Here is a 23115-nt window from a genome sequence, read left to right as displayed (position 1 = left end):
CGTCCGGGTTCGCACCTACTGTCGGATACATGGCCCGCTCGTCCTCCGTCTTCGTCTGTTCCTCCTGCGCCGCGGAGACGCCGCGCTGGATGGGCCAGTGCCCCGGCTGCGGGGAGTGGAACACGCTCCAGGAGGAGACCCGCGGGAAGGTCGCCGCGCGCGGCTCGTCGCCGGCGCGGGCGGTCGCGAAGCCGCTGCGGCTGGCCGACGTGGCGGCGGAGCGCCACACGCGGCTCTCGACCGGGATCGGGGAGCTGGACCGGATCCTCGGCGGTGGCGTGGTGCCGGGCTCGCTCGTGCTGATCGGCGGCTCGCCCGGCATCGGCAAGTCGACGCTGACCTCGATGGCGCTGGGCAATCTCGAGGGCGCGGGGCGCAAGACGCTCTACGTGAGCGGGGAGGAGTCGGCGGCGCAGATCCGGCTGCGGGCGGAGCGGCTGCCGGGCGCGGCGCTGCAGGTGCCGGTGCTGGCCGAGACCGACCTCGACACGGTGCTGGCCACGCTGGAGGCCGAGCGGCCCGAGGTGTGCGTGATCGACTCGGTGCAGACGCTGCATGCGAGCGACTTGAGCGGCGCCGCGGGGTCGGTCGGGCAGGTGCGCGAGGTCGCCGACCGGATCACGCGGCTGGCCAAGGCGCGCGGGATCGCGGTGCTGCTCGTCGGCCACGTCACCAAGGAGGGCGCGTTGGCGGGCCCGCGGGTGCTCGAGCACCTCGTCGACTGCGTGCTGCAGTTCGAGGGCGAGCGGGAGCGCACGTACCGGACCCTGCGGGCGCTGAAGAACCGGTTCGGGTCGACCAACGACGTGGGCGTGTTCGAGATGCGCTCCGGCGGCCTGGTCGAGGTGCAGGACGCGTCGGCGCGGTTCGTGTCGGAGGCCACGCGCGCGCCGGGCAGCGTCGTCCTGGCCGCGATGGAAGGATCACGGCCGCTGCTGGTCGAGGTGCAGGCGCTCGTGTCGCCTTCAGAGCTCGTGCCGCCGCGGCGGGTGGTCAACGGCGTCGACCGCAACCGGCTCGCGCTGATCCTCGCCGTGCTCGGCCGTCACGCGGGAATAGGCGCGGGAACCGCCGATGTCTTCGTCAACGTCGCCGGCGGCGTGCGGGTGGACGAGCCGGGCGCCGACCTCGCGGTCGCGCTGGCGATCGCGAGCGCCGTGCGCGGCGTGACGATGGGCACCGAAGCGACCCCGCTGGCGTGCTTCGGGGAGGTCGGCCTGACCGGCGAGCTGCGCTCCGTGGGCCACCCGGACCGGCGGCTCGCTGAAGCGCATAAGTTCGGACTCGGACATGTCCTCGCACCCGGTCCAGAGACGCCCACTTTGCGCGCCGCCGTCCGCGCCGCGCTCGGTGCACAGACTTCCCGTGTAGCAGCCTGAAACGGTTTCGTCAAGGACAGTTTTTGGCTCTAGACCAGGGAAAAGCTGTGCTAAATGGCGCTTAAGCAACTGCTAGAATCTCTACGTGATGCAGCCGCGATCAGGGGAAGAGCTCAATGAGCTCGAAGCGCGGCAGGAGCCTCGGCTTGTAAAGGCATTGGAGATGGTCGCCCCCGGCACCGCGGTGCGCGAGGGGATCGACAACATCGTCCACGCCCGCACCGGCGGCCTGATCGTGATCGGCGACCCGGACGAGCTCGCGTTCCTGTTCTCCGGCGGCATCCGGCTCGACATCGACTACACGCCGGCGCTGGTCTACCAGCTCGCGAAGATGGACGGCGCGATCGCGCTGAACGCCAACGCGACGAAGATCGCGTGGTGCAACGTGCAGTTGATGCCCGACCCAACGATCCTCACGTCGGAGACGGGCACGCGCCACCGCACCGCCGAGCGGATCTCCAAGCAGACCGACGCGCTGGTCATCGCCGTGTCCCAGCGGCGCGACGTCGTGTCGCTTTACGTCGACGGCGCGAAGTACATCCTCGAAGAGATCCCCGCGGTCCTCGCCAAGGCCAATCAGGCCCTCGCGACGCTGGACAAGTACCGCACCCGTCTCGACCAGGTCTCGACCCGTCTGACCGCCCTTGAATTCGAGGGCGGCGTGACGCTTCATGACGTGCTGACCGTATTGCAGCGCGCCGAGCTCGTGACCCGCATGGCCGTCGAGATCGAGCGCTACATCGTCGAGCTCGGCACCGAGGGCCGGCTGATCGAGATGCAGCTCGAGGAGACGATGGTCGGCGTCGCGGGCGACAAGGCCGCCCTGCTGCACGACTATCTCGCCGACCCCGTCGACGACGCCTTCGCCGTGGCGCTCGACGGCATCTCAAGACTTCCGCACCAGGACCTGCTGGATTTCGGTCGGCTCGCCGAGCTGCTCGGCTACGACCGCAAGGTGAACACGCTGGACTATCCCGTCTCACCCCGCGGCTACCGCATCCTGGGCCGGATTCCCCGGCTCCCGAAGCTGGTGGTGCAGAACATCGTTCGCGAGTTCCGTGGGCTCGACGAGATCCTGGCCGCGACCGACCCGGAGCTGGAGTCGGTCGAGGGCGTCGGTGAGATCCGGGCGAAGGACATCCGCGAGGGCCTTCGCCGACTGCAGGAGATCAACCTCGTGGACCGGTACTTGCAAACGTGAACCACGTAGTACGGCCCGGCAACCGGGCCATGACGAAGGAGGACACGATTCCCGAGACAGCCCTGGAGATCGAAGATCTCGAGATCGAGCGCGAAATCGTCAATATCGATTTCGAGATCGGCGACAACGTGGTCTATCCCCATCATGGGGCCGGCCAGGTCGTCAAGAAGGAAGAGAAGAACATCCTCGGCGAGGTACGTGAGTACCTCACGATCAAGATCCTCCACAACGACATGACCGTCATGGTCCCGTGCGCGAACGCCGGCAAGGCCGGTCTTCGTCGCGTGATCGACGAGGACACCGTCAAGAAGGTCCTGGCCGTTCTTGCCGACGACGTTTCTGAGATGCCGAAGAACTGGAACCGGCGCTTCAAGCACAACCGGGACAAGATCAAGACCGGCGACATCTACGAGCTCGCCGAGGTCGTCCGCAATCTCGCCGTGCGCGAGCAGGACAAGGGTCTGTCCACGGGCGAGAAGCAGATGTACACGCGGGCCAAGAAGATCCTGGCCTCGGAGATGATGTACGCCCTGGAGAAGACCGAGGAAGAGGCAGAGGCCTACCTCGACGAGATCCTCCTGCGCTCCGCCGAGCAGCTCGCCGCTGCGGGCGCCGCGGCGGACTGACGAATCCGGCCCCGACACAGCGAATGGGTGCGTCGGGGCCCGTAGCCCTTCTCGTCGCCGCGGGCAGTGGCTCGCGGCTCGGACACTCGACTCCCAAGGCCTTCGTCGAGCTCGCCGGCCGGCCGATGCTCGAGTGGTCGCTGGACGCGCTGCGCGCGGCGGGAGTGTCCGAGGTCGTCGTGGCGCTGCCCGACGGTGTCGACGCTCCGGATGGGTGTGTCGGCGTGCGTGGCGGAGACACGCGGTCGGAGTCGGTGCGCGCCGCGCTGGCGGTCGCCGGGCCCGGCGACGTCGTGGTGCACGACGCGGCTCGCCCGCTGGTCTCGCCCGACGTCTTCCGCGCCGTGCTCGACGCGCTCGCGGAGGCGGACTGCGCGATCGCCGCGGCGCGGGTCGTGGACACGATCAAGGAGGCGGACGACGCCGGTGCGGTCGTCGCCACGTTGGACCGCTCGAAGCTGTGGGCGATCCAGACGCCGCAGGCGTTCCGGCGGAGCGCTCTCGAAGCGGCGCTGAACGTCGATGCGTCGCTGTTGGCGGCGGCCACCGACGACGCCTCGCTGGTCGAGCGCGCGGGCGGCACGGTGCGCGTCGTCGAGTCCTCGCCGGCGAACTTCAAGGTCACGACCCCGCACGATCTCCAGGTGGCCGAATTGCTGATCCGCGCCCGCAGCTAGCCTGCTGAGCGCCACATGCTCACCGATTACCACGTGCACCTGCGTCCGGACGACCCGGGCACCTTCGCCGCCGACTACTTCGTTCCCGGCAACGCCGACACCTACCGCGAGACCGCGACCGAGCGGGGCGTGACCGAGCTCGGCGTCTCCGAGCACATCCACCGCTTCACCGCCGCGCTGGACGTCTGGCAGCACCCGTTCTGGCGCCAGAGCGCGGTCGACGACCTCGACCGCTACGTCGGCTTCGTACGCGAGGAGACCGACCTGCGGCTCGGGATCGAGGCCGACTACATCCGCGGCACCGAGGACCGGATGGCGAACCTGCTCGAAGGCCACGAGTGGGACTACGTGCTCGGCTCCGTGCACTTTCTCGGCGAGTTCGCCGTCGACTTCGACGACGAGACCGACATCTGGCGCCACGAGACGAACGCCGAGCGGGTCTGGAAGCGCTACTTCGAGGCGATCGCCGAGTCCGCGTTGACGGGCATGTTCGACGTCATCACCCACCCCGACCTGGTCAAGATCTGGGGCTCCGCGCGGCCTCTGCCGAGCAAGGACCCGCGGTTCTACTACGAGCCCGCGATCGAGGCGATGCTCGACGCGGGCGTGGCGATGGAGGTCTCGACCGCGGGGCTGCGCAAGCCGGTCGGCGAGATCTACCCCGCACGGGCGATGCTCGAGATGGCGGTCGACGCGGGCGTCCCGATCGCCCTGTCCTCGGACGCGCACCGGCCGGAGCACCTCGCCTACGGCTACGAGCAGGCGGTCAAGCTGCTGGAGGAGTGCGGCGTCTCGGAGATCGCCGTGTTCGAGAAGCGGGTGCGGCGGATGGAGCCGCTCGGCTGATGCGGACCGGGCTCGGGATCGACTCGCACCGGTTCGCCTCCGGGCGGCCGTTGATCCTGGGCGGCGTCGAGATCCCGCACGAGCGCGGGCTCGACGGGCACTCCGACGCCGACGTCCTCGCCCACGCGATCACCGACGCGATCCTCGGGGCGGCGTCGCTGGGCGACATCGGCACCCACTTCCCGGACACCGACCCGGCGTTCGCCGGCGCGGACTCGATCGAGCTGCTTCGCGAGGTCGTCAGGCGCGTGGGGGACGCGGGGTGGCGCGTCGAGCACGTCGACGCCACCGTGATGCTCGAGCGGCCGAAGCTCGCCCCGTTCCGCGACGCGATCATGGAGCGGCTGGGCTCGGCTGTCGGCGCCTCCGTGCACGTCAAGGCCACGACGGGCGAGCGGATGGGCTTCGTCGGCCGCGAGGAGGGCGTGGCCGCGATGGCCGTCGCCACGCTCGAGCAAACCTAAAGGGGCCTGACCCCTTTAGGTTCGGGGCACGATGGCGGTCGTGGACTGGTCCGCGGAGACGGTCGAAGGGCTCGCGCCCGACGCGGCGTCGGTGACGGCGGCGCGCAAGCTCGCCCGGCCCGGGCCGTGGTCGTCGACCGGCTACGACGAGCGGGCGCTGTGGGGGCTCTGCAAGGGCTCCGGCGCCAAGCCGTACCAGACGCAGGTCGACGTGTCCGGGCCGGCGTTCAAGTGCTCGTGCCCGTCGCGGAAGTTCCCGTGCAAGCACGCGCTGGCGCTGATGTTGTTGCGGGCGGGCGGGGAGGTGGACGCCGGCGAGCCGCCCGCGTGGGTGGTGGAGTGGCTCGACTCGCGTGCGGCCCGGCCCGCGCGCGTGGCTGGTGAGCCGCCGCGCGATCCCGAGGCCGCGGCCCGGCGGGCGGCGGAACGCGAGGCGCGGGTTGCCGCCGGCGTCGAGGACCTGCGCGTCTGGCTGCGCGACGCCGTCCGCGGCGGGCTCGGCGCGGGGCGGCTGCACGCCTGGGACGAGTGGGACGCTTTCGCGGCGAGGTTGGTCGACGCCCAGGCGCCGGGGGCGGCGTCGCGGCTGCGGTCCCTCGGCGGTGTCGCCGCGGGGCGGCCGGACGGCTGGCCGGAGCGATTGTTGAGCGGTCTCGGGCTCCTGCACCTGCTGTGCGAGGCGCACACGCGCTCGGACGCGGCGGTGCGCGACGACGTCCGCGCGCTCCTGGGCTGGAATGTCGGCCGCGAGGACGTGTTGGCGGGCCCGCGGGTGACCGACCGCTGGATCGTGCTGGCGCGGGTGGTGATCGAGCAGGAGCGCCTGCGCGTGCAGCGCACGTGGCTGTGGGGGCTCGAGACCGGCCGTCCCGCGTTGCTGTTGGACTTCGCGCCCTTGGGGGTGCCGTTGGCGCCGCGGCCCGCCCCGGGCATGGCGATGGACGCGGCGCTGGCCTTCCACCCGAGCGCGACCCCGCTGCGCGCCCTGGTGGCCGAGTCGGGCGAGCCGGCGGTTGCGCCGGGGGCGTTCGGCGTGGGCGGGGCGGGCGACGCGCTGCGCGCGGCCGCCGCGGCGATCGCGGCGAACCCGTGGCTCGAGGAATGGCCGGTCGTGTTGCGCTCGGCCGTCCCGGACGGCCGCGACGGCGGCGCCTGGACCGTCCGCGCCCCCGACGGCGCGCTGCCACTCGGCGGCTCCCCGGGAGCCCGCTGGCGGCTGCTGGCGGTCTCCGGCGGCCGCCCGGTGTCGTTGTTCGGGCTGTGGGACGGCGCGACACTCACCCCGCTGGCAGCGGGCGACGGCGCGCGGACGGTCGCGCTGTGACCGTCGTCCGGCGCGCCCGCGTCGAGGACGCCGGTGGGATCGCGCGTGTGTGGGCGCGTTCGTGGCAGATCGCCTACCGCGACCTCGTGCCCGACGCCGTGCTCGACGCGATCGACGTCGACGCGCGTCGTGAGCGGTGGGCGACGCGGCTCGGGAACGGCGACCACACGTTCGTGGTCGAGGAGCTCGGGATCGCGGGGTACTGTCGGGTCGTCGTGCCCAGCGAGGTCGCGAGCCTCTACGTCCTGCCCGAACGCCGGCACGGCGGCCTCGGCACCGCGCTGCTCACCGCGGGCCTCGACGAGCTGCGCGCGCACGCCGTCCACGCCACGCTCTGGGTCTTCACCGACAACCACCCGGCCCGCGCGTTCTACGCGAAGTTCGGCTTCACCCCGGACGGCGCCGCGCGGACCGACGAGGGGACGGGCCTCGAAGAGATCCGCCTGAGGGCCGAGCTGTGACGCCGGGTGTGTCCCGACTCACCTCGTTCGAGGAGCGCGCGTGAGCGGGTGGGACGACCTCGTCGCCGCGGCCCTCATCGGCACGGACCGGCGGCCGGTGTCGGCGAGCGTGCCGGAAGGGTCGCCGGCAGGGCTTGAGGCGCTCCTCGGGGAGCGCGGGGTGGAGGACCGGCTGCTCGGCGCGGCGGCGGCGTGGACCGTCGCGCGGCGCGCGGGCGCCGTTGCGCGCGCCGGCGGCGAGGCCGCTGCGCCGGCGGAGCTCGACCCGCGGCCGATCGCGCCCGGCGGAGCGCTGCGCCAACGGCTCGAAGGCCTCTACCCGCTGCTGCTCGGCGAGTGGCTGGCGCTCGCCGCCGCTCGGGGTCTGCGACCGCCGCCGGAGCTCGTGCCCGCGTTGCTCGAGTACGTCGTGGAGGCGCCCGAGTTGCACGCCGCCGTGGCCGAGGCGGCGGGGCCGCTCGGAGCGTGGCTGGCCGAGCGCCACCCGGAGTGGGCGTTCGTCCGCGGGGCGAGCGAGGACGTCGACGCGGTGTGGAGCGAGGGTGGGACCGACGAGCGGCGCACGCTCCTCGAACGCCTGCGCGGCACCGACCCGGCCGGCGCCCGCGAGCTGTTGGAGCGCACGTTCGCCGACGAGACGTGGGAGGACCGCGCCGCGTTCCTCGCGACGTTCGCGATCGGCCTGACCGACGCCGACGAGCCGCTCCTCGAACTCGCCCTCGACGACCGCCGCAAGCCCGTCCGGGAGGAGGCCGCGACGCTGCTCACCGCCCTCCCGCGCTCGCGCTTCGCCGCCCGCATGGCCGCCCGCTCCGCGCCGCTCCTCCGCGTGGAGGACGGGCGCCTCCTCGCCACCCTGCCCGGCGACCCCGACGACGCCGCCAAACGCGACGGCGTCCCCACGACGGGCCGCCGCTCCGAACGCCTCCACGCCCTGCTGGCCGCAACGCCCCTCGCGACGTGGACGGGCGCGGAGTCGCCGCCGCCCGGCGCCCACGCGCCCTCGCCGCGCGCCGGCACGTCGCCTCCCGCGCCGCTCACCCACGCCGCGACCGCGCCCGCGTCACCCGCCGACCTCGTCCGCCTCGACGTGGCCGACGACCTCGCCGGGGTCGTGCACGGCGCCTGGCGGGACGCGGCGGTCGCGCAGGGTGACGCGGAGTGGGCGCGGGCGTTGTGGGCGGTGATGCCCGACCCGGCGCTGCTCGCCGCGCTCCCGCACGCGGAGGCGCAGCGACGGGCGGCGGAAGCGGAGTTCCCAGAGGTGGCCGCCACGGCGGTGCCCGGGCCGTGGGGCGAGACGCTCACGCGTGCGCTGCTCGCCGCGCTCAAGGCCCACCGGGGTGCGCTCGACTACGGGCAGGACGTGTCGTTCGCCGGGGAGCGGATGGACCCGGCGCTCGCGGAGGAGGCCGAGGAGCAGCTTCGGGAGGTGCCCGGGCGGGACGTCCGGCGACTGTGCGACATCGTCTCCGCCCGGGCTGCCATGCTGCGCGAGCTGTCGTGACCGCCGAGACGCCACTCCTCCGCCCGCACGCCGAGCAGCTCTACGCGCAGGAGCTCGATGCGCTCGAACGCGCCGACGACCGCACCAGGCCGCCGCAGTGGCGGCTCTCGCCGTGGGCGGTGACGACCTACCTGCTCGGGGGCGAGGCCGACGGCGTCACGATCACGCCGAAGTACGTGGGCAAGCGGCGGCTCGTCGAGCTCGCGGTGGCGACGCTCGCCACCGACCGCGCGCTGCTCCTGCTCGGCGTGCCCGGCACGGCGAAGACGTGGATGAGCGAGCACCTGAGCGCCGCGATCTCCGGCGACAGCACGCTGGTCGTCCAGGGCACGGCGGGCACGCCGGAGGAGGCGCTGCGCTACGGCTGGAACTACGCCCGCCTGCTCGCCGAGGGACCCTCGAAGAACGCACTCGTGCCCGGCCCGGTCTTCCGCGCGATGGAGACGGGCAAGCTCGCGCGGGTGGAGGAGCTCACCCGCATCCCGTCCGACGTGCAGGACGCGCTGATCACGATCCTGTCGGAGAAGTCGCTGCCGATCCCCGAGCTCGACGACGAGGTCCAGGCGGTGCAGGGCTTCAACGTGATCGCGACCGCCAACGACCGCGATCGCGGCGTCAACGAGCTCTCCTCGGCCATGCGCCGCCGCTTCAACACGGTCGTGCTCCCGCTCCCCGACAGCGCCGAGGAGGAGGTCGAGATCGTCAAGCTGCGGCTCGACGCGGTCGGCGCCACGCTCGAACTGCCGCCCGCGACGAGCGCGCTCGAGGAGATCCGCCGCGTGGTGACGATCTTCCGCGAGCTGCGGTCCGGCGTCACCGAGGACGGGCGGACGAAGCTCAAGTCGCCGTCGGGCACGCTGAGCACGGCTGAGGCGATCAGCGTCGTGACCAACGGCCTCGCGCTCGCCACCCACTTCGGTGACGGCAGCCTCAGCCCCGAGGACCTCGCCGGCGGCCTGACCGGCGCGGTCGTCCAGGACCCGGTGCAGGACAAGCTGATCTGGCAGGAGTACCTGGAGGCGGTCGTGCGCGAGCGCGACGGCTGGGGCGCGCTCTACCGGGCCTGCCGAGCGCTCTAGATGACCCACACCGTCTTCGGGATCCGCCACCACGGACCCGGGTCGGCCCGCAGCCTCGAACGCGCGCTGGACGCCCTCCGGCCCGACACCGTCCTGATCGAGGGTCCGCCCGAGGCCGACGCCCTCCTCGAACTGGCGTCGCGTGAGGACATGGAGCCGCCCGTCGCGTTGCTCACCTACGTGCCCGACGAGCCCGCCCGCGCCGCGTTCTACCCGTTCGCCCGCTTCTCGCCCGAGTGGCGGGCGATCCGCCACGCGCTCGACCGCGAGATCCCGGTCCGCTTCATGGACCTCCCCGCGGCGAACAAGATGGCTCACCACGACGACCCGCCGACTCGAGGGCTGCGGGCGGACCCGTTGAAGGCGCTCGCCGAGGTGGCCGGCCACGGCGACCCCGAGCGCTGGTGGGAGGACGTCGTCGAGTCCCGCCGCGAGGACGACGCGTTCGAGGCCGTCACGGAGGCCATGGGCGCGCTCAGAGAGGCCTTCCCCGAGCACGACCCGTCGGAGGAGCGCCGCGAGGCGTTCATGCGCCAGACGATCCGCGCCGCCAACAAGGTCTCCGAGAACGTGGCGGTGATCTGCGGCGCCTGGCACGCCCCCGCGCTGACCGACCTCGGTCCCGCCGCGCCCGACCAGAGAACCCTGAAAGGCCTGCCCAAGGTCAAGATCGCCACGACCTGGGTCCCGTGGACCTATCAGCTGCTCGCGCGCGCCTCCGGCTACGGCGCGGGCGTCGACTCACCCGCCTGGTACGACCAGCTCTTCGACGAGGCCGACGACCCGATCGCCCGCTGGCTGAGCCGTGCCGCGCAGCTGCTCAGAGCCGAAGGGCTCGACGCGTCCGCCGCCCAGGTCGTGGACGCCGCCCGCCTCGCGATGTCACTCGCCGGCATCCGCGACCGTCCGCTCGCCGGTCTCGACGAGCTGCTCGATGCCACCCGCGCCGTCCTGTGCCACGGCAGCGACGTGCCGCTCGCGCTCGTGCGCGCCGAGCTGGTCGTCGGTCATCGCCTCGGCGAGGTCCCCGAGGACACGCCGATGGTCCCGCTCCAGCAGGACGTCGCCCGCCTCCAGCGGCGCCTGCGGTTGAAGGCCGAGGCCCAGGTCAAGGAGGTCACGCTGGACCTGCGGCGGGAGATCGACCGGGAGCGCTCGCGGCTCCTGCACCGCCTGAACCTGCTCGACGTCCCGTGGGGCACACCGACCGCCACCCGCGGCCAGGGGACGTTCAAGGAGGGGTTCCGGCTCGAGTGGTACCCGGAGCTCGCGCTCGAGCTGATCCATGCGGGCCGGTGGGGGACCGCGGTCGACGCCGCCGCGACGGCCAAGGCCAAGGCGCGCGCCGGCACCGAGGAGAGCGTCGGCGCGCTGGCCACGCTCGCTGACAGGGTCCTCCTCGCCGATCTCCCCGATGCCCTGGAGACCGTGCTGCACGCCCTCGCCGACCGCGCGGCCCTCGACCGTGACACCGCCGACCTGATGACCGCCGTCCCGCCGCTGGCGGGCATCCTGCGCTACGGCGACGTCCGCGGCTCCGACACGAGCGCGGTCGCGCAGGTGCTGCGGGGGATCGTCCTGCGGGTGGCGATCGGCCTTCCCGGCGCGGGCGCCGGTGCCGACGAGCAGACGGGCGCACAGCTGGCCAAAGCCGTCGACGACGTCAACGCCGCGCTCGCGCTGCTCCAGGACGAGGAGCTGACCCGCGCGTGGCGTGAGGCGCTCCGGCGCGTGAGCGACGCCGACCGCCTCCCGGGCACCCTCGCGGGCCGCGCCACCCGCCTCCTGCACGACGCGGGCGAGCTCGAGCCGGCGAAACACATGTCCCGCGCGCTCAGCCCGGGCGAGGACCCCGAACGCGGCGCGAGCTGGGTCGAAGGCTTCATCGGCACCTCCGGCCTGATCCTCGTCCACGACCCAGAGCTGCTCGCCACGATCGACGACTGGATCTCGACCGTCCCTCCGGACGCCTTCACCAACGTCCTCCCGCTCCTGCGCCGCGCCTTCTCCGCGGTCCCGGCAACCGAGCGCCGCCGCCTCGGCGAAACCTTAAGCGCACCTAAAAGGGAGCAGGCCGCGTTTAAGTTTGACGATTATGACGCGGAGCTCGCCAAACCCGCTCTCCAAGCCGTCTCGAGGCTGCTCGGTGGCTGAGGAACGGCTCAGAAGATGGCGCCTCGTGCTGGGTGGTGACGAGGCCGACGGAACAGAGCAGGAGCTCGGGGCGGAGGACCGGGCGGTGGACTCGGCGCTGGCCGCGGTGTACGGCGAGCGAGAGGGCGGGCTGGGGAAGTCGGCGCCGGTGGTGGCGCGCTGGCTGGGGGAGTTGCGGGCGCACTTCCCGAGCGGCGTCGTCGCGGTCGTGCAGCAGGACGCGATCGACCGGCTCGGGATCCACCGGCTGCTGCTCGAGCCCGAGGTGCTCGAGAACGTCACCCCCGACGTGCACCTCGCGGCGACGCTGATGAGCCTGCGCGACGCGCTGCCCGAGGCCAGCCGGCAGATCGCTCGCACCGTCGTCGGCCAGGTCGTGCGCGACATCGAGCGCCGGCTCTCGGACCGCACCCGCGCGGCCGCCCGCGGCGCGCTCGACCGCAGCACGCGCACGTCACGACCGCGCCACCAGGAGATCGACTGGGACCGCACGATCCGCGCCAACCTGCGCCACTACCAGCCCGAGCACCGGACCGTGATCCCGGAGCGGCTCGTCGGCCACGGCCGCAGGCGGCGCTCGCTGGCGGCGGAGCTGATCCTCTGCCTCGACCAGAGCGGGAGCATGGCCGCGAGCGTCGTCCACGCCGGCGTGCTGGGCGCGTCGCTGGCGAGCCTGCCCACGCTGCAGACCCGCGTGATCGCGTTCGACACGAGCATCGTCGACCTGACCGACGAGCTGAGCGATCCCGTCGACGTCCTCTTCGGCATCCAGCTCGGCGGCGGGACCGACATCGACCAGGCGCTCGGCTACTGCCAGACCCTCGTCACCCACCCGCAGAAGACCGTCCTGATCCTGATCACCGACCTCTACGAGGGCGGCGACCAGGACTCGATGCTCCGCCGCGCCGCGAGCCTGCTCCGCTCCGGCGTCCGCCTGATCGTCCTGCTCGCGCTCGCCGACGACGGCGCGCCCGGCTACGACCACCAGCTCGCGGCCGAGGTCGCCTCGCTCGGCGCGCCCGTCTTCGCCTGCACCCCCGACGCCTTCCCCGACATGCTCGCCGCCGCGCTCGAAGGCCGCGACGTGGGCGCGTGGGCGGCTGACCAAGGCATCTCCGTGGCGTAGGATTCGTGGTCGACGGCGGCCCCTCGCGCCGAACCTCCATCCGGCGAGCCCCAGCCTCGCCGCCCGCGGAGGCAAAGGGAGGCAGCGACCTCTCGGGTGGGAGGCATCGTCGTGACGAGACGCGCCGGGAAGCGGCTGCGCTGGGGGAGACCGTGACCGGGTGCGGAGGACCGACGATGACCAGCCAAGCCGACTTCAAGCGCCGCGTCCGCGAGCGCATGGCCCGCACGGGCGAGAGCTACACGACCGCGCGAGCACACCTGCTCCGACACGGCACGCTGCACGTCACCAACGGCGACAGCACCGTCATGACGCTCGCGCAGCTCGGGATCGACGCCCTGGCATGGCGCGACGCGCTGCACGAGGGACCGGTCCTGCCCGGCCGGCCCGACCTGCGCGCGCAGGCGATGGAGGCGGACGTCGAAGAGTGGCATCGGCGCGACGCCGCGCTCGAGCGCCACCACGGTGACATCGTCCTGTGGTTCGAGGCCGACCTGTACGACCAGCTGCAGATCGCGGAGATCCTCGCCCGCCTCCACGGCCGCGACGTCGCGCTCCGCCAGATCGGCGAGCACGTCGGCATCGCCCACTTCGGCGGCCTCGGCGAGCTCCAGCCGGAGCAGCTCGCAGCGCTGCCACAGGTCGAGCTCAGCCACGCGGCGATCGACTACGGCGCCCGCGCGTATGCAGCGCTGACGAGCGCGGACCCGATGCAGCTCCTCGAGCTCGGACCGTCGAGCGAGCTGCGCTTCATGCGCGAGGCGCTGGCCCGCCTGGCCCAGGAGTACCCGTCCACCCGCGACGGACTGAGCCTCAGCGAGCGCCGCCTGCTGGCGGCCGCGCCCGGGACCCGCGAGCAGCTCTTCCAGCGCGCATGGCGCAAGGAGGCGCGCCCCTTCATGGGCGACACGATCGCGTTCAAGACGCTCGACCGGCTGGCCCCGCTGCTCGAGGACGCGACCGCCCGCGAGCGCGTGCTCGCGGGCGAGCTCGACTATGTCGGCGCGTATGGCATCGACCGCTGGATCGGCGGCGTCCACCTGCAGGGCCACGAGGTGCCATACCGCTGGGACGACGCCCGCGAGACGCTCGTCAGGTCGTAGCCGCGCGGCGCCCCGCGACCTCGGCCCGCACCCGCTCATGCTCGACGGCCCGCTCGAGCTGGGCGAGTGTGCGGCGGAGGTTCCCGCGCACGATCGGCGCCGCGGCCCGCGCGGCCAGCCAGCCCCAGAGGCCGGGCGCGGAGAACTCGAGCCGCAGCTCCACCCGCGTCGCGCCCCGCTCACGACGCACCCGCCAGCGCCCGCGCTGGTCGATCCCCGTCACCGAATGCCAGGCGAGGTCGCGCTCGGCGTCGAACTCGACCACCTCGATCAGGCCGCCGACCTCGGCCGAGCCGACCCGCATCAGCGTCCGGTAGCGCGCGCCGAGCCCTGTCCGCGGCCCGCCCACGGACTCCCAGCGCGTCACGCCGGCGAAGAAGTCCAGCACCCGCGCGGGGTCTGACACCTGCTCCCAGACGATGCCGGGCGGCGCGGTGACATCGACGTGCTCGGCGACCCTCACCCGAGCACCGGGAAGCGACGCTCGGAAGCGAGCGCGTCGAGGGTCTCCTGCATCAGCCGCTCGAGGTGCTCGTAGACCGCGTCGAGGTCGCCGCCGAACTCCTCGAGCGGGTGGATCGGCGACACCACGTCGATCGTGATCTTCGCCGGGAGCGGCGGCAGCAGCAGTGGCAGCGCGGGCCCGCGCCCGAGGAACATCGCGGTCTCCTGCCCGCCGACCGCGACAACTGGCACGAGCGGCACGTCGCGCTCGATCGCGATGCGGATGAAGTCGGTGTGCTGGCCGAGGTCGACGCGGTGGCGCTGCCAGGACGGGCGGCGCGCCTCGCGCTCCCCGCCCGGGTAGGCGAGCACGGCGGCGCCGGAGTCGAGCGCGCGGCGGGCGTTCGCCAAGGTCGGCGCGAGCGAGCCGAACCTGCGCAGCGACGGCACGTCGGCGAGCTGGTGGAAGAGCCGCTCGACGCCGAAGTAGGTGCTGAAGGCGAGGGCGAAGACGGTCGTATCGGGCGTCGCGGCGCCGCCGGAGTGGTTGCCGACCAGCAGCACCGGGCCGTCCTCGGGCACGTTGCCGAGCCCGCGCACCTCGGCGCGGTGCCAGAGGCTCGACTGCAGCCACAGGCGTGGCAGCGCCGCGCGGATGTGGTCGGGGTCGCGCTCGCCGAGGGAACTCATGCGACCGCCAGCGCTCCCGCCAGCGGGTCGACGCGCGCGAAGAACCGCTCCAGCAGGCCGTTCGTGCGTTCCGGGCGCTCCACCTGCGGGACGTGGCCGCAGCCCTCCAGCACCACCTGCTCGGCACTCGGCAACCAGCGCTCGACGTGGTGGCGGAACCCCTCCGGGATCAGCCGGTCATGCGAGGCCCAGACGAACAAGGCGGGTGGCTGGAGGGTCGCCAGGCGCGGGTAGAAGCTGCCCGGGCTCTCGAGGTAGATCGCGCGGGCGGAGGCGATGAACGCCAACCGCGCGCCCGGCGAGCGATAGATGCGCTCGAACTCGTCCGCGACGACATCGGCCACGACCGGGTCGACGAGGTCGCGGTCGGCGAACAGGGCCCAGAACGTCTGCTGGATCCGGTGGCGGCCGAGCGAGTGGGGGAGCATCCCGAGCTCCGGGCGGGCGAAGCGCACGAGCCAGTGCCAGTCGCGGCGCACGAAGGCGACCGCGGGGCTCAGCAGGGCGATCCCGCCGACGCGGTCCGGCCGCTGGAGCCCGACCTCGATCGCCACCCGCCCGCCCATGCTGTTGCCGACCAGGTGGGCGCGGGCGATGCCCAGCGCGTCCATGGTCCCCACGACCGCGTTGGCGAAGTAGCGGGCGCCGTATGGCGCGGTGGCGGGCTTGGAGGAGCCGCCGAACCCCGGCAGGTCGATCGCGTGGACCCGGTAGCGGCGGCTGAGCGCGGCGGCGGTGTCGAAGAAGCTCGCCTTGGTCGCGCCGAGGCCGTGCAGGAGCAGCAGGTCGGGGCCTTGGCCCATCGTGAGCGTGCTGATCCGCAGCTTGCCGACCGGGACGTTGTGGATGCGCAGCAGCGGCGGGCGACCGGACGGCAGGCGGAAGAGGCCTTCGAAGCCGACGGCGAGGTCGAGGTCCCCGCGCGCGTAGAGCCGGCGCTGGGAGAACGCCTCGACGCCGGAGACCTCGCCCTCGCGCAAGGCCAGCCAGGTGGCGGCGTCGGTGCCGATCACGACGTCGGGCTCGCGGCGGCTCGCCCCGGCGCGCACGCGGGCGCCGAGCGTCGTGCAGCGGACCTCCCAGCTGCGCCCGATGTCGCCCAGCCGCACGTGGTAGGTCGCGTCGAAGCCGGGCTCCGCACCGAGGTAGCGGGACGGCAGCTGACGGAACGCCTCCGTGACGCGTGCCTGGAGGGCGGACATCGAGGGACACTACCCGTCCGCTCGGTGGATACGCTCCGTTGCGTGCCCGACGTCACGCTCTACGACACCCGAACCCGCTCCCTGCAGCCGTTTTCGCCACGCGACCCGGCCAACGTGGGGATCTACGCCTGCGGGCCGACGGTCTACGCCCGCGTGCACGTCGGCAATGCACGGCCGTTCATCGTGTTCAGCCAGCTCAAGCGGTTCCTCGTCCACGAGGGCTACGGGGTGAAGCTCGTCGGGAACATCACCGACATCAACGACAAGATCTACGACGCCGCGCGCAAGGTGGGCAAGCCGTCGGCGGAGCTCGCCGAGGAGATGACGGCGTGGTACCGCAAGGACACCGACCGGATCGGCCTCGGGCGTCCTGACGCGGAGCCGCTGGCGACCGAGTACGTCGGCCAGATCGTCGCGCTGATCGCCGAGTTGCTGGAGCGCGACGCCGCCTACGCCGTGCAGGGCGACGTCTACTTCCGCGTGCGCGGGGTCGAGGGCTACGGCGAGCTGTCGCGGCGCGACCTCGACCAGATGGACCAGGGCGAGGGTGTCGAGGGCGCGGATCTGAAGGAGGACCCGCTCGACTTCGCGCTCTGGAAGGCGTGGAAGGAGGGCGAGGACACCTCCTGGGACGCGCCGTGGGGCCGCGGGCGGCCGGGCTGGCACATCGAGTGCTCGGCGATGGCGGAGGCGCTCCTGGGCGTCTCGTTCGACATCCACGGCGGCGGCGTCGACCTCGTCTTCCCGCACCACGAGAACGAGGCCGCGCAGACGTTCGCGGCGCGCGGCGAGCCGCTCGCGCGGATCTGGATGCACAACGGGATGCTCGAGCTCGACAAGGAGAAGATGGCCAAGTCCGTCGGCAACATCCGCGGGCTGGGCCAGGTGCTCGACGACGTCGGGCCAGAGGTGCTCGTCCTGTTCATGTCGACCGGCCACTACCGCCAGCCGCTGGAGTTCTCCGACAACGCGCTGGAGAGCGCGAAGGCGTCGGTGGGGCGGATCCGCGAGGCGGGCCGGCGGCTGGTCCACGGGCCGTCCCCGGCGGCGTTGGAGCCGCAGCGCGACGCGTTCTTCGCGGCGCTGCGCAACGACTTCAATACGGCGGAGGCCCTGGCGTCGCTGTACGGCTGGATCCGCGAGGCGAACCGCTCGTCGGAGCCGGTGGGTGACGCGCACCTGGTCGAGATGCTCTCCGTGCTCGGGCTCGAGACGCTGCTCGCGGCGGACGAAGGCGCGCCGGCCGAGGCCGTGGCGTTGGCCGAGGCGCGCGAGCGGGCGCGGCAGGAGAAGAACTGGGCCGAGGCCGACCGCCTGCGCGACGAGCTGCGCGCGATGGGCTGGGAAGTGCGCGACGGACCTGACGGGCCTGAGCTCGTCCCGTCGTCATGAGGGGCGCGGCCCCTGACCGTACGGTTTCAGGCATTCCGGGGGTGGCGTCGTGAGTGGCAAGGGCGGACGTAGCGGCGGCTCGCGCGGACCGGGGCGCCAATCGGCCGGCCGGCCGGGCGGAGCCGGCAAGGGTGCCCGAGGCGGCGCCGGCGGGTCGGGCGGCGGCGGCCGTGGCGGTTCCGGTGGCCGCGCGGGCGGGTCGAGTTCCGGCGCCGGCGGACGCGGGCCGGGCGGTTCCGGTGGCCGTGGGGCCGGCGGGCCGGGCGGTACCGGAGGCCGCGGCGCCGGCGGGCGCGGGTCCGGCGGCCCGGGCGGTTCCGGTGGGTCCGGCAGCGGCGCCGGTGGGCGCGGCGCCGGCGGCTCGGGCGGTTCGGGTAGCGGCGCCGGTGGGCGCGGCGCCGGCGGTTACGGCGGGCGCGGGCCGGGCGGCGCCGGCGGGCGCGGCCCCGGTGGCCCGGGAGGCGGCGGTCGTGGTGGCGCGCCGCGCGGTGGCGGCGGTCCCGCGTTCGGCGGCGAGCCCGCGCCCGGGCGCGGCCCGTCCAAGCCCGCGCCGCGCGCGCCGGGCGACTTCGCTCCCGCGGCGCCCGAGGGCGCCGTCACGTCTCGTCGCATGGTCATCTACGGGCGCAACCCGGTCCGCGAGGCGTTGCGGGGCAAGCGCAAGGTCCACCGGATCTGGGCGACGCATCCGGAGGACTGGGCGCCGCACAAGGTCACCGCGGCGACCGCGGAGGAGATCGAGGAGCGCGCGGAGACCGACGCGCACCAGGGCGTCGCCGCGCTCGTGGACCCGTACCCGTACGCCGACGCCGCCGAGCTGCTCGCGACCGAGGCGCCGCTGTTCGTCGCGCTCGACGAGATCACCGACCCGCAGAACCTCGGCGCGGTCTGCCGGACGGCGGAGGCCGCCGGCGCGACCGCGGTGATCATCCCCGAACGCCGCAGCGCCGAGGTCACGCCCGCGGTCTGCAAGGCGTCCGCGGGGGCGGTCGAGCACGTCGCGATCGCCCGTGTGAAGAACCTCGCCGACTTCCTCGCCGAGGCCAAGGAGAAGGGCTGCTGGGTCTACGGAGCGGCGGCCGACGCCACGACCCGTTACGACCAGCCGGACTACACCGGCGGGGTCGTCGCGGTGCTCGGGGCGGAAGGAAAAGGGCTTCGCACACGCGTCGCATCGATGTGCGACGACCTCATCTCGTTGCCGCTGCTCGGCAAGGTCGACTCGCTCAACGTGAGCGCGACCGCGGCGGTTCTTCTGTACGAGATGTTGCAGCAGAGGCTTGACACCTCGACATAAGCGTGCCAACCTCGCGCACATAAACGTGAGCTTGAGGGTAAGCGATGAACCCTCAAGCTCTCGGTCATCTGGGCGCCGCGGGAGGTGTGCGCCACAAGCGATTCAGCCCTGGGAATGGGCTGAGAAGGGCATGCGCTCGTGGCTAGACTCTCACCAACCAAGTCTCAAGCTCAACTTCAGCTTGATGACGGCTATCTTCTCGCGCTGGCCCGGCAGGGCAGTCATGACGCGTATGACCGCCTTGTCCGGCGGTACGCGTCGTTCGTGCGCTTGAAGGCGTCGTCGTACTTCCTGGTCGGTGGCGACAGCGAGGATCTGATCCAGGAAGGCCTGGTCGGCCTCTACAAGGCGATCCGCGACTTCCGCCCCGACCGTGAGAGCTCCTTCCGCAACTTCGCCGAGCTCTGCATCACGCGCCAGATCATCACCGCGGTCAAGACCGCGACACGCAACAAGCACACGCCGCTCAACGGCTACGTCTCCTTCAGCGCGACGCCGGCGGGTTCATCGGACTCCGAGCCGAGCCTCGACGAGATGCTGCCCGGCTCGATGGTCCATGATCCGGTCAACCAAGTCATCTCCTCCGAGGAGTTGCGCTCGCTCGTCGCGTGCCTGTCGACGGTGCTCTCCGACCTCGAGTCGCGCGTCCTGAGCCTCTACCTCGACGGCTACTCCTATACGTCGATCGGCGAGAAGCTCGGCTGCGACTGCAAGACCGTGGACAATGCCCTGCAGCGCGTGAAGCGCAAGGTCGGCGCGCACCTGCAGTCGCGGGCCGTTCTGAACTAGACCGCTCATACTGGGCTCATGCCCCTCTGGCTCATCATCGTCCTGGTCGTGTTCGCCGTCCTGATCGTCGGCGGCATCTACGCCCGCAACCGCCAACTCGCGCGCTCACGCCCCGCGTTCGAGCGCGCGCTGTCGCGCGTCGAGCAGGATCTCGCGGCCGCCGCGGCGGCCGATCGCGGCTGGGACCGCACCGTTCTCGAGGCCGCCGCGCGCCGCGTCAGCGTCGAGCGCTTCGGCGCCGAGCCCGAGGAGCTCACCCTGGTCGAGGTGGTCGACAAGCCCGGCACCGACGAAGACCAGGCGGTCTTCGACGTCAGTGCGGGCGGCGACCACCACCGGGTCGTCCTCGGCCGCCGCGACGGCGACTGGGTCCCGGCGGCCTAAGCGGCCTTCGGCGGCAGCTTGCGCGGGCGGCGGTGCTCGACGGCGTCGAGCTCGGCCGCCACATCGGCGAAGGAGTCCGTGACGACCAGCGAGCGGACGTCGTCCTCGACGATGTTCCCGTCCCGCTGCACGGTGTTCTCCAGCCAGCTGGACAACCCGCCCCAGTACTCGCTGTCGAACAGCACGATCGGGAAGTAGCGGATCTTCTCCGTCTGGCGCAGGGTGGCGGCCTCGAACGCCTCGTCGAGCGTCCCGAACCCGCCCGGGAAGACCACGAACCCGCTCGCGTAGCGGACGAACATCACCTTGCGCGTGAAGAAGTAATGGAACGTCACGCCGACGTCCACGTACTCGTTGAGGGACTGCTCGTGCGGGAGCTCGATGCCGAGGCCGACGCTGATCGCGCCGGCCTCGCGCGCCCCGCGGTTGGCCGCCTCCATGATCCCGGGCCCGCCGCCGGTGACGATCGCGTAGCCGTCCTCGCCGAGCTCGCGGGCGAGGCGCCGCGCGGCCTCGTAGCGGGGATGGTCGCGCGGCGTGCGGGCGGAGCCGAAGATCGAGACCGCCTTGCCCACGTGCGAGAGCGCACGGAACCCCGCCCGGAGCTCGTCCTGGATGCGCAACAGGCGCTGCGCGTCCGAGTACTCGGAGAGGATCGCGGTCGTCTCGGCCTCGAGCAGCTCCTCGTCGTCGGAGGTCGCGGGCCGTGGCTGTCGAGGCGGTTCAGTCAACTCTCCCACTGTAGGTCCCCCGGACCTGCTGCCACGCGAACGCGCCGGTCAGGAGCAGCAGCCCGAGACCGATCAGCGAGCCCACCCGATACAGCGAGTCCAGCGACGCCATGTCGTACAGGAACACCTTCCCGATCGTGACCCCGAGGAAGAGCAGCGCGGCCTGGCGCAGCTCGCGGTCGTCGGTCAGCAGGCCGCGGACGAGCGCGCCGACGCCGACGAGCGCCCACAGCACGCTGAGCAGCGTCTGGCCGGTGTGCTCCGGGCCGGCGAGCGTCACGACCTCGACGCTCGCGAGGTAGAGCAGGGTGACCGCGGCGGCGGTCTCGAGCCAGCGGCGCGAGTCGGGGATCGGCAGCGGCGTCCGGCCGAGGCCGTAGAGCGCGGCGGCGACGGCGGCCAGCGCGCCGGCCGCGGCGAGCGGCTGGTCGAGGCCGTTCAGGAGCGCGTCGGGGGTCGCGAGGGTGCCGAGCGTGTGGAACATGCTGAGCGCGGCGAAGCCGACGGCGGCCCAGGCCGCGTACTGGTCGTTCGTGCGGCGGGCGAGGCTCGCGAGGCCGAGCGCCTGCGCCGCCAGCGCGGCGGCGAGCGCGGCGCCTTCGAGCGCGAGGCCGGTGAACTGGGCGACCGCGGCCAGCGCGAGCGTGTCCAGCCACGGGCGCAGCTGGTCGTTGATGAGGCGTGCGCAGGCCCAGGCGGCGACGGCGATCGCGCCGGTCGCGGCCAGGGCGGTGCTGTCGGTCAGCGGGCCGTTGAGCTGGTCGACGGGGGCGTTGAACGCGAGGCTCTGGAAGCCGGCGAGAGCGATCTGGCCGAACATGCCGGCGATCGCGAGGATGCGGTCGGCGCGGCGGGCGGCTTCGTCGTCGGGGCGGCCGAGGATGCCGTCGACCAGCTTCGTGAAGTGGGTCGGGGCGTCCGAGCGGGCGCCGAGGATCGCCGCGAACGGCAGTGCCGAGACGGCCCAGCCGAGCACCAGCGGGAGGCCGGTCGCGATCGACGCGAAGGCGATGTTCGCGATGATCACGCCGATCGAGAGGACGGTCAGCGCGAGCTCGCGCGAGATCCGGCGGTCGTGGGTGAGGCCGACGCCGAGCGCGATGTGGGTGATCGCGAGGCAGACGAGCCACGTCTCGCCGTCGGCGAGCGCGCTCCAGCCGGTGGCCGCGAGGATCAGTGCGTTGAGACCGAGGACCGATACCGCGATCGGGTGGATGGACGTGCGCGCCTCCGGGCCGATCTCGACGGGCGTGATGCCACGGCGGTTGGCCTCCACGCCGAGCGCGTAGGCGGCGCTCAGCGTGCCGAAGACGATCAGGGACGGAAGCGACGAGGTGTCGAACGCGACGTAGGTGACCCACTGCATCGTCGTCGTGAGGTAGGCGAAGGCGCCGAGCGTGGTCCACCGCTCATGGATGAGGACGGGGATCGTGGCCGCGAACGCGATCGCCAGGAAGGTCATGCCGCCGCCGTCGAACGCGCCGAGCGCCGTCGGCGCCCACAGCGCGCCGAGCAGCCCCAGCCACCCCATCACCTGCGCACGCCAGCGGATCGCCAGCACGGTCGCCGCGGCGCCGGTCGCGAACGCGCCCGCGAACGCGAGCGGGGTGGGGATCAGGTGATAGACGGGCCCGGCGACCACCAGCGTGCCGAACAGCCCCGCGATGCCGACGGCAGCAGCGGCGAGCGACGCCTCGGTCTTCTCCTTGTGCTCGCGCAGCCACACGCCGGCGGCGAGCAGCGCGGCCGACAGCACGCCCGCGAGCGCCGTCCGCGCGCCCTCGCCGATCCACCCGCTCGAGATCGCGATCGTCAACAGGAACGCGAGCCCCGCGAGCACCGCGATGCCCCCGAGCCACGCGAGGACGCTGCCGCCGACGAAGTCCTCGAGGTCGCGCTTCGGCTGCTGCGACAGCGGCTTCGGCACCGCCCGCGCCTCCGCCACGGGCGGGGCGAACACGACGGGCGGGACGCCCAGCGAGGGCCGCGCCGCCCGGCGCGGCGGGGGATAGGACGCGCCGTCGCCGCGCGTCGTGGTGCCGCCGCGAGCCGTCGCGTCGCCGCCGCGCGTCGTGGTGCCGCCGCGAGCCGTCGCGTCGCCGCCGCGCCGCGCCACGTCTCCGCGCGCCGCGTCGCTGCCACGGCGCGCCGTGGTGCCGCCGCGAGACGCCGCGTCATCGCGCCCGCCCATCGCGTCGCCGCGCCCGCCCATCGCGTCGCCGCGCCCGCCCATCGCGTC

The 23115-nt window shown here is 73.1% G+C and carries 22 protein-coding genes; 17 read left to right on the top strand and 5 right to left on the bottom strand.

The features are described 5' to 3' along the window. Positions 1-29 precede the first annotated feature (29 nt). The 13 genes from radA to G569_RS0119840 all read left to right on the top strand — a co-directional run bounded on the left by radA (position 30) and on the right by G569_RS0119840 (position 13947). Entirely contained in the window at positions 30-1379 is a 1350-nt protein-coding gene (radA, locus tag G569_RS0119900; protein ID WP_028064720.1) for a DNA repair protein RadA, read from the top strand. 88 nt (positions 1380-1467) lie between these two features. Beyond that, positions 1468-2580 carry a DNA integrity scanning diadenylate cyclase DisA gene (disA, locus tag G569_RS0119895; protein ID WP_028064719.1) on the top strand — a complete coding sequence of 371 codons (1113 nt, stop codon included), beginning with the start codon at positions 1468-1470 and terminating at the stop codon, positions 2578-2580. Between the two features lie 29 nt (positions 2581-2609). Further along, positions 2610-3206 carry a CarD family transcriptional regulator gene (locus G569_RS0119890; protein WP_169542199.1) on the top strand — a complete coding sequence of 199 codons (597 nt, stop codon included), beginning with the start codon at positions 2610-2612 and terminating at the stop codon, positions 3204-3206. A 23-nt stretch (positions 3207-3229) separates the two neighbouring features. Further along, positions 3230-3883, top strand: coding sequence for a 2-C-methyl-D-erythritol 4-phosphate cytidylyltransferase (gene ispD / locus G569_RS0119885; RefSeq protein WP_028064717.1), 654 nt, complete (start codon positions 3230-3232; stop codon positions 3881-3883). A 15-nt stretch (positions 3884-3898) separates the two neighbouring features. Further along, positions 3899-4729 (top strand): histidinol-phosphatase, encoded by an 831-nt coding sequence (locus tag G569_RS0119880; RefSeq protein WP_028064716.1) that lies wholly within the window; start codon positions 3899-3901, stop codon positions 4727-4729. Continuing rightward, on the top strand, positions 4729-5193 hold the full coding sequence (gene ispF, locus G569_RS0119875) for a 2-C-methyl-D-erythritol 2,4-cyclodiphosphate synthase (RefSeq protein WP_028064715.1): 465 nt from the start codon (positions 4729-4731) through the stop codon (positions 5191-5193). Before G569_RS0119880 ends, ispF begins: the two co-directional genes overlap by 1 nt. A gap of 31 nt (positions 5194-5224) precedes the next feature. After that, positions 5225-6517 carry an SWIM zinc finger family protein gene (locus G569_RS66025; protein WP_037497764.1) on the top strand — a complete coding sequence of 431 codons (1293 nt, stop codon included), beginning with the start codon at positions 5225-5227 and terminating at the stop codon, positions 6515-6517. Continuing rightward, a complete protein-coding gene (locus G569_RS0119865) occupies positions 6514-6978 on the top strand; it encodes a GNAT family N-acetyltransferase (RefSeq protein ID WP_028064713.1) in 465 nt (154 codons plus the stop codon). Before G569_RS66025 ends, G569_RS0119865 begins: the two co-directional genes overlap by 4 nt. Before the next feature lie 40 nt (positions 6979-7018). Beyond that, positions 7019-8485 carry a DUF5691 domain-containing protein gene (locus tag G569_RS49950; protein WP_053226690.1) on the top strand — a complete coding sequence of 489 codons (1467 nt, stop codon included), beginning with the start codon at positions 7019-7021 and terminating at the stop codon, positions 8483-8485. After that, on the top strand, positions 8482-9564 hold the full coding sequence (locus G569_RS0119855; RefSeq protein ID WP_028064712.1) for an ATP-binding protein: 1083 nt from the start codon (positions 8482-8484) through the stop codon (positions 9562-9564). The genes G569_RS49950 and G569_RS0119855 overlap by 4 nt, the downstream gene beginning before the upstream one ends. Then, the gene (locus G569_RS49945; protein WP_037497762.1) at positions 9565-11718 is read left to right on the top strand and encodes a DUF5682 family protein; all 2154 of its coding nucleotides are present in this window, start codon (positions 9565-9567) and stop codon (positions 11716-11718) included. Continuing rightward, the gene (locus tag G569_RS0119845; RefSeq protein ID WP_053226689.1) at positions 11660-12844 is read left to right on the top strand and encodes a VWA domain-containing protein; all 1185 of its coding nucleotides are present in this window, start codon (positions 11660-11662) and stop codon (positions 12842-12844) included. Before G569_RS49945 ends, G569_RS0119845 begins: the two co-directional genes overlap by 59 nt. Before the next feature lie 176 nt (positions 12845-13020). Continuing rightward, positions 13021-13947 (top strand): hypothetical protein, encoded by a 927-nt coding sequence (locus tag G569_RS0119840; protein WP_053226688.1) that lies wholly within the window; start codon positions 13021-13023, stop codon positions 13945-13947. Here the strand turns inward: G569_RS0119840 and G569_RS49940 are convergent. Genes G569_RS49940 through G569_RS0119825 form a run of 3 tightly spaced genes read right to left on the bottom strand, consistent with a single transcriptional unit; the run spans position 13937 to position 16283 of the window. After that, positions 13937-14410: an SRPBCC family protein gene (locus tag G569_RS49940; RefSeq protein ID WP_053226687.1), complete on the bottom strand. Its 474-nt coding sequence runs from the start codon at positions 14408-14410 to the stop codon at positions 13937-13939. The two genes, G569_RS0119840 and G569_RS49940, sit on opposite strands and share 11 nt — an antisense overlap. After that, positions 14407-15081, bottom strand: coding sequence for a 1-acyl-sn-glycerol-3-phosphate acyltransferase (locus G569_RS49935; RefSeq protein ID WP_053226686.1), 675 nt, complete (start codon positions 15079-15081; stop codon positions 14407-14409). The genes G569_RS49940 and G569_RS49935 overlap by 4 nt, the downstream gene beginning before the upstream one ends. Then, on the bottom strand, positions 15078-16283 hold the full coding sequence (locus tag G569_RS0119825) for an alpha/beta fold hydrolase (RefSeq protein ID WP_028064709.1): 1206 nt from the start codon (positions 16281-16283) through the stop codon (positions 15078-15080). The genes G569_RS49935 and G569_RS0119825 overlap by 4 nt, the downstream gene beginning before the upstream one ends. A 42-nt stretch (positions 16284-16325) precedes the next feature. On the opposite strand from G569_RS0119825, the gene cysS reads away from it, so the two are divergent. The 4 genes from cysS to G569_RS0119805 all read left to right on the top strand — a co-directional run bounded on the left by cysS (position 16326) and on the right by G569_RS0119805 (position 20145). Continuing rightward, positions 16326-17675, top strand: coding sequence for a cysteine--tRNA ligase (cysS, locus tag G569_RS0119820; protein WP_037497812.1), 1350 nt, complete (start codon positions 16326-16328; stop codon positions 17673-17675). A gap of 610 nt (positions 17676-18285) precedes the next feature. Further along, entirely contained in the window at positions 18286-18972 is a 687-nt protein-coding gene (gene rlmB, locus G569_RS49925) for a 23S rRNA (guanosine(2251)-2'-O)-methyltransferase RlmB (protein WP_037497805.1), read from the top strand. Positions 18973-19110: 138 nt separating this feature from the next. After that, entirely contained in the window at positions 19111-19761 is a 651-nt protein-coding gene (gene sigH / locus G569_RS0119810) for an RNA polymerase sporulation sigma factor SigH (RefSeq protein ID WP_028064707.1), read from the top strand. Positions 19762-19779: 18 nt separating this feature from the next. Next, a complete protein-coding gene (locus tag G569_RS0119805; RefSeq protein WP_028064706.1) occupies positions 19780-20145 on the top strand; it encodes a hypothetical protein in 366 nt (121 codons plus the stop codon). Here G569_RS0119805 and G569_RS49920 read toward each other — a convergent pair. After that, complete coding sequence (locus tag G569_RS49920) at positions 20142-20885, bottom strand: LOG family protein (RefSeq protein WP_053226724.1); 744 nt, start codon at positions 20883-20885, stop codon at positions 20142-20144. The two genes, G569_RS0119805 and G569_RS49920, sit on opposite strands and share 4 nt — an antisense overlap. Continuing rightward, the coding region (locus G569_RS0119795; RefSeq protein WP_211233031.1) for a DUF2339 domain-containing protein at positions 20869-23115 on the bottom strand (2247 nt) is incomplete at its 5' end. The genes G569_RS0119795 and G569_RS49920, both read right to left, overlap by 17 nt.

Source organism: Solirubrobacter soli DSM 22325 (genome assembly GCF_000423665.1).
Lineage (GTDB): Bacteria > Actinomycetota > Thermoleophilia > Solirubrobacterales > Solirubrobacteraceae > Solirubrobacter > Solirubrobacter soli.
This window is presented reverse-complemented; position numbering and strand designations above follow the sequence as displayed.

Excerpts from the sequence above, each read along its gene's own strand:
- radA (WP_028064720.1), top strand. The coding sequence starts at position 30 with ATGGCCCGCTCGTCCTCCGTCTTCGTCTGTTCCTCCTGCGCCGCGGAG.
- G569_RS0119840 (WP_053226688.1), top strand. The coding sequence starts at position 13,021 with ATGACCAGCCAAGCCGACTTCAAGCGCCGCGTCCGCGAGCGCATGGCC.
- G569_RS0119845 (WP_053226689.1), top strand. The coding sequence starts at position 11,660 with ATGACGCGGAGCTCGCCAAACCCGCTCTCCAAGCCGTCTCGAGGCTGC.
- G569_RS0119805 (WP_028064706.1), top strand. The coding sequence starts at position 19,780 with ATGCCCCTCTGGCTCATCATCGTCCTGGTCGTGTTCGCCGTCCTGATC.
- ispD (WP_028064717.1), top strand. The coding sequence starts at position 3,230 with ATGGGTGCGTCGGGGCCCGTAGCCCTTCTCGTCGCCGCGGGCAGTGGC.
- G569_RS0119825 (WP_028064709.1), bottom strand. The coding sequence starts at position 16,283 with ATGTCCGCCCTCCAGGCACGCGTCACGGAGGCGTTCCGTCAGCTGCCG.
- G569_RS0119890 (WP_169542199.1), top strand. The coding sequence starts at position 2,610 with ATGACGAAGGAGGACACGATTCCCGAGACAGCCCTGGAGATCGAAGAT.
- disA (WP_028064719.1), top strand. The coding sequence starts at position 1,468 with ATGCAGCCGCGATCAGGGGAAGAGCTCAATGAGCTCGAAGCGCGGCAG.
- rlmB (WP_037497805.1), top strand. The coding sequence starts at position 18,286 with ATGGTCATCTACGGGCGCAACCCGGTCCGCGAGGCGTTGCGGGGCAAG.
- G569_RS49935 (WP_053226686.1), bottom strand. The coding sequence starts at position 15,081 with ATGAGTTCCCTCGGCGAGCGCGACCCCGACCACATCCGCGCGGCGCTG.
- ispF (WP_028064715.1), top strand. The coding sequence starts at position 4,729 with ATGCGGACCGGGCTCGGGATCGACTCGCACCGGTTCGCCTCCGGGCGG.
- G569_RS49945 (WP_037497762.1), top strand. The coding sequence starts at position 9,565 with ATGACCCACACCGTCTTCGGGATCCGCCACCACGGACCCGGGTCGGCC.
- G569_RS66025 (WP_037497764.1), top strand. The coding sequence starts at position 5,225 with ATGGCGGTCGTGGACTGGTCCGCGGAGACGGTCGAAGGGCTCGCGCCC.
- G569_RS0119880 (WP_028064716.1), top strand. The coding sequence starts at position 3,899 with ATGCTCACCGATTACCACGTGCACCTGCGTCCGGACGACCCGGGCACC.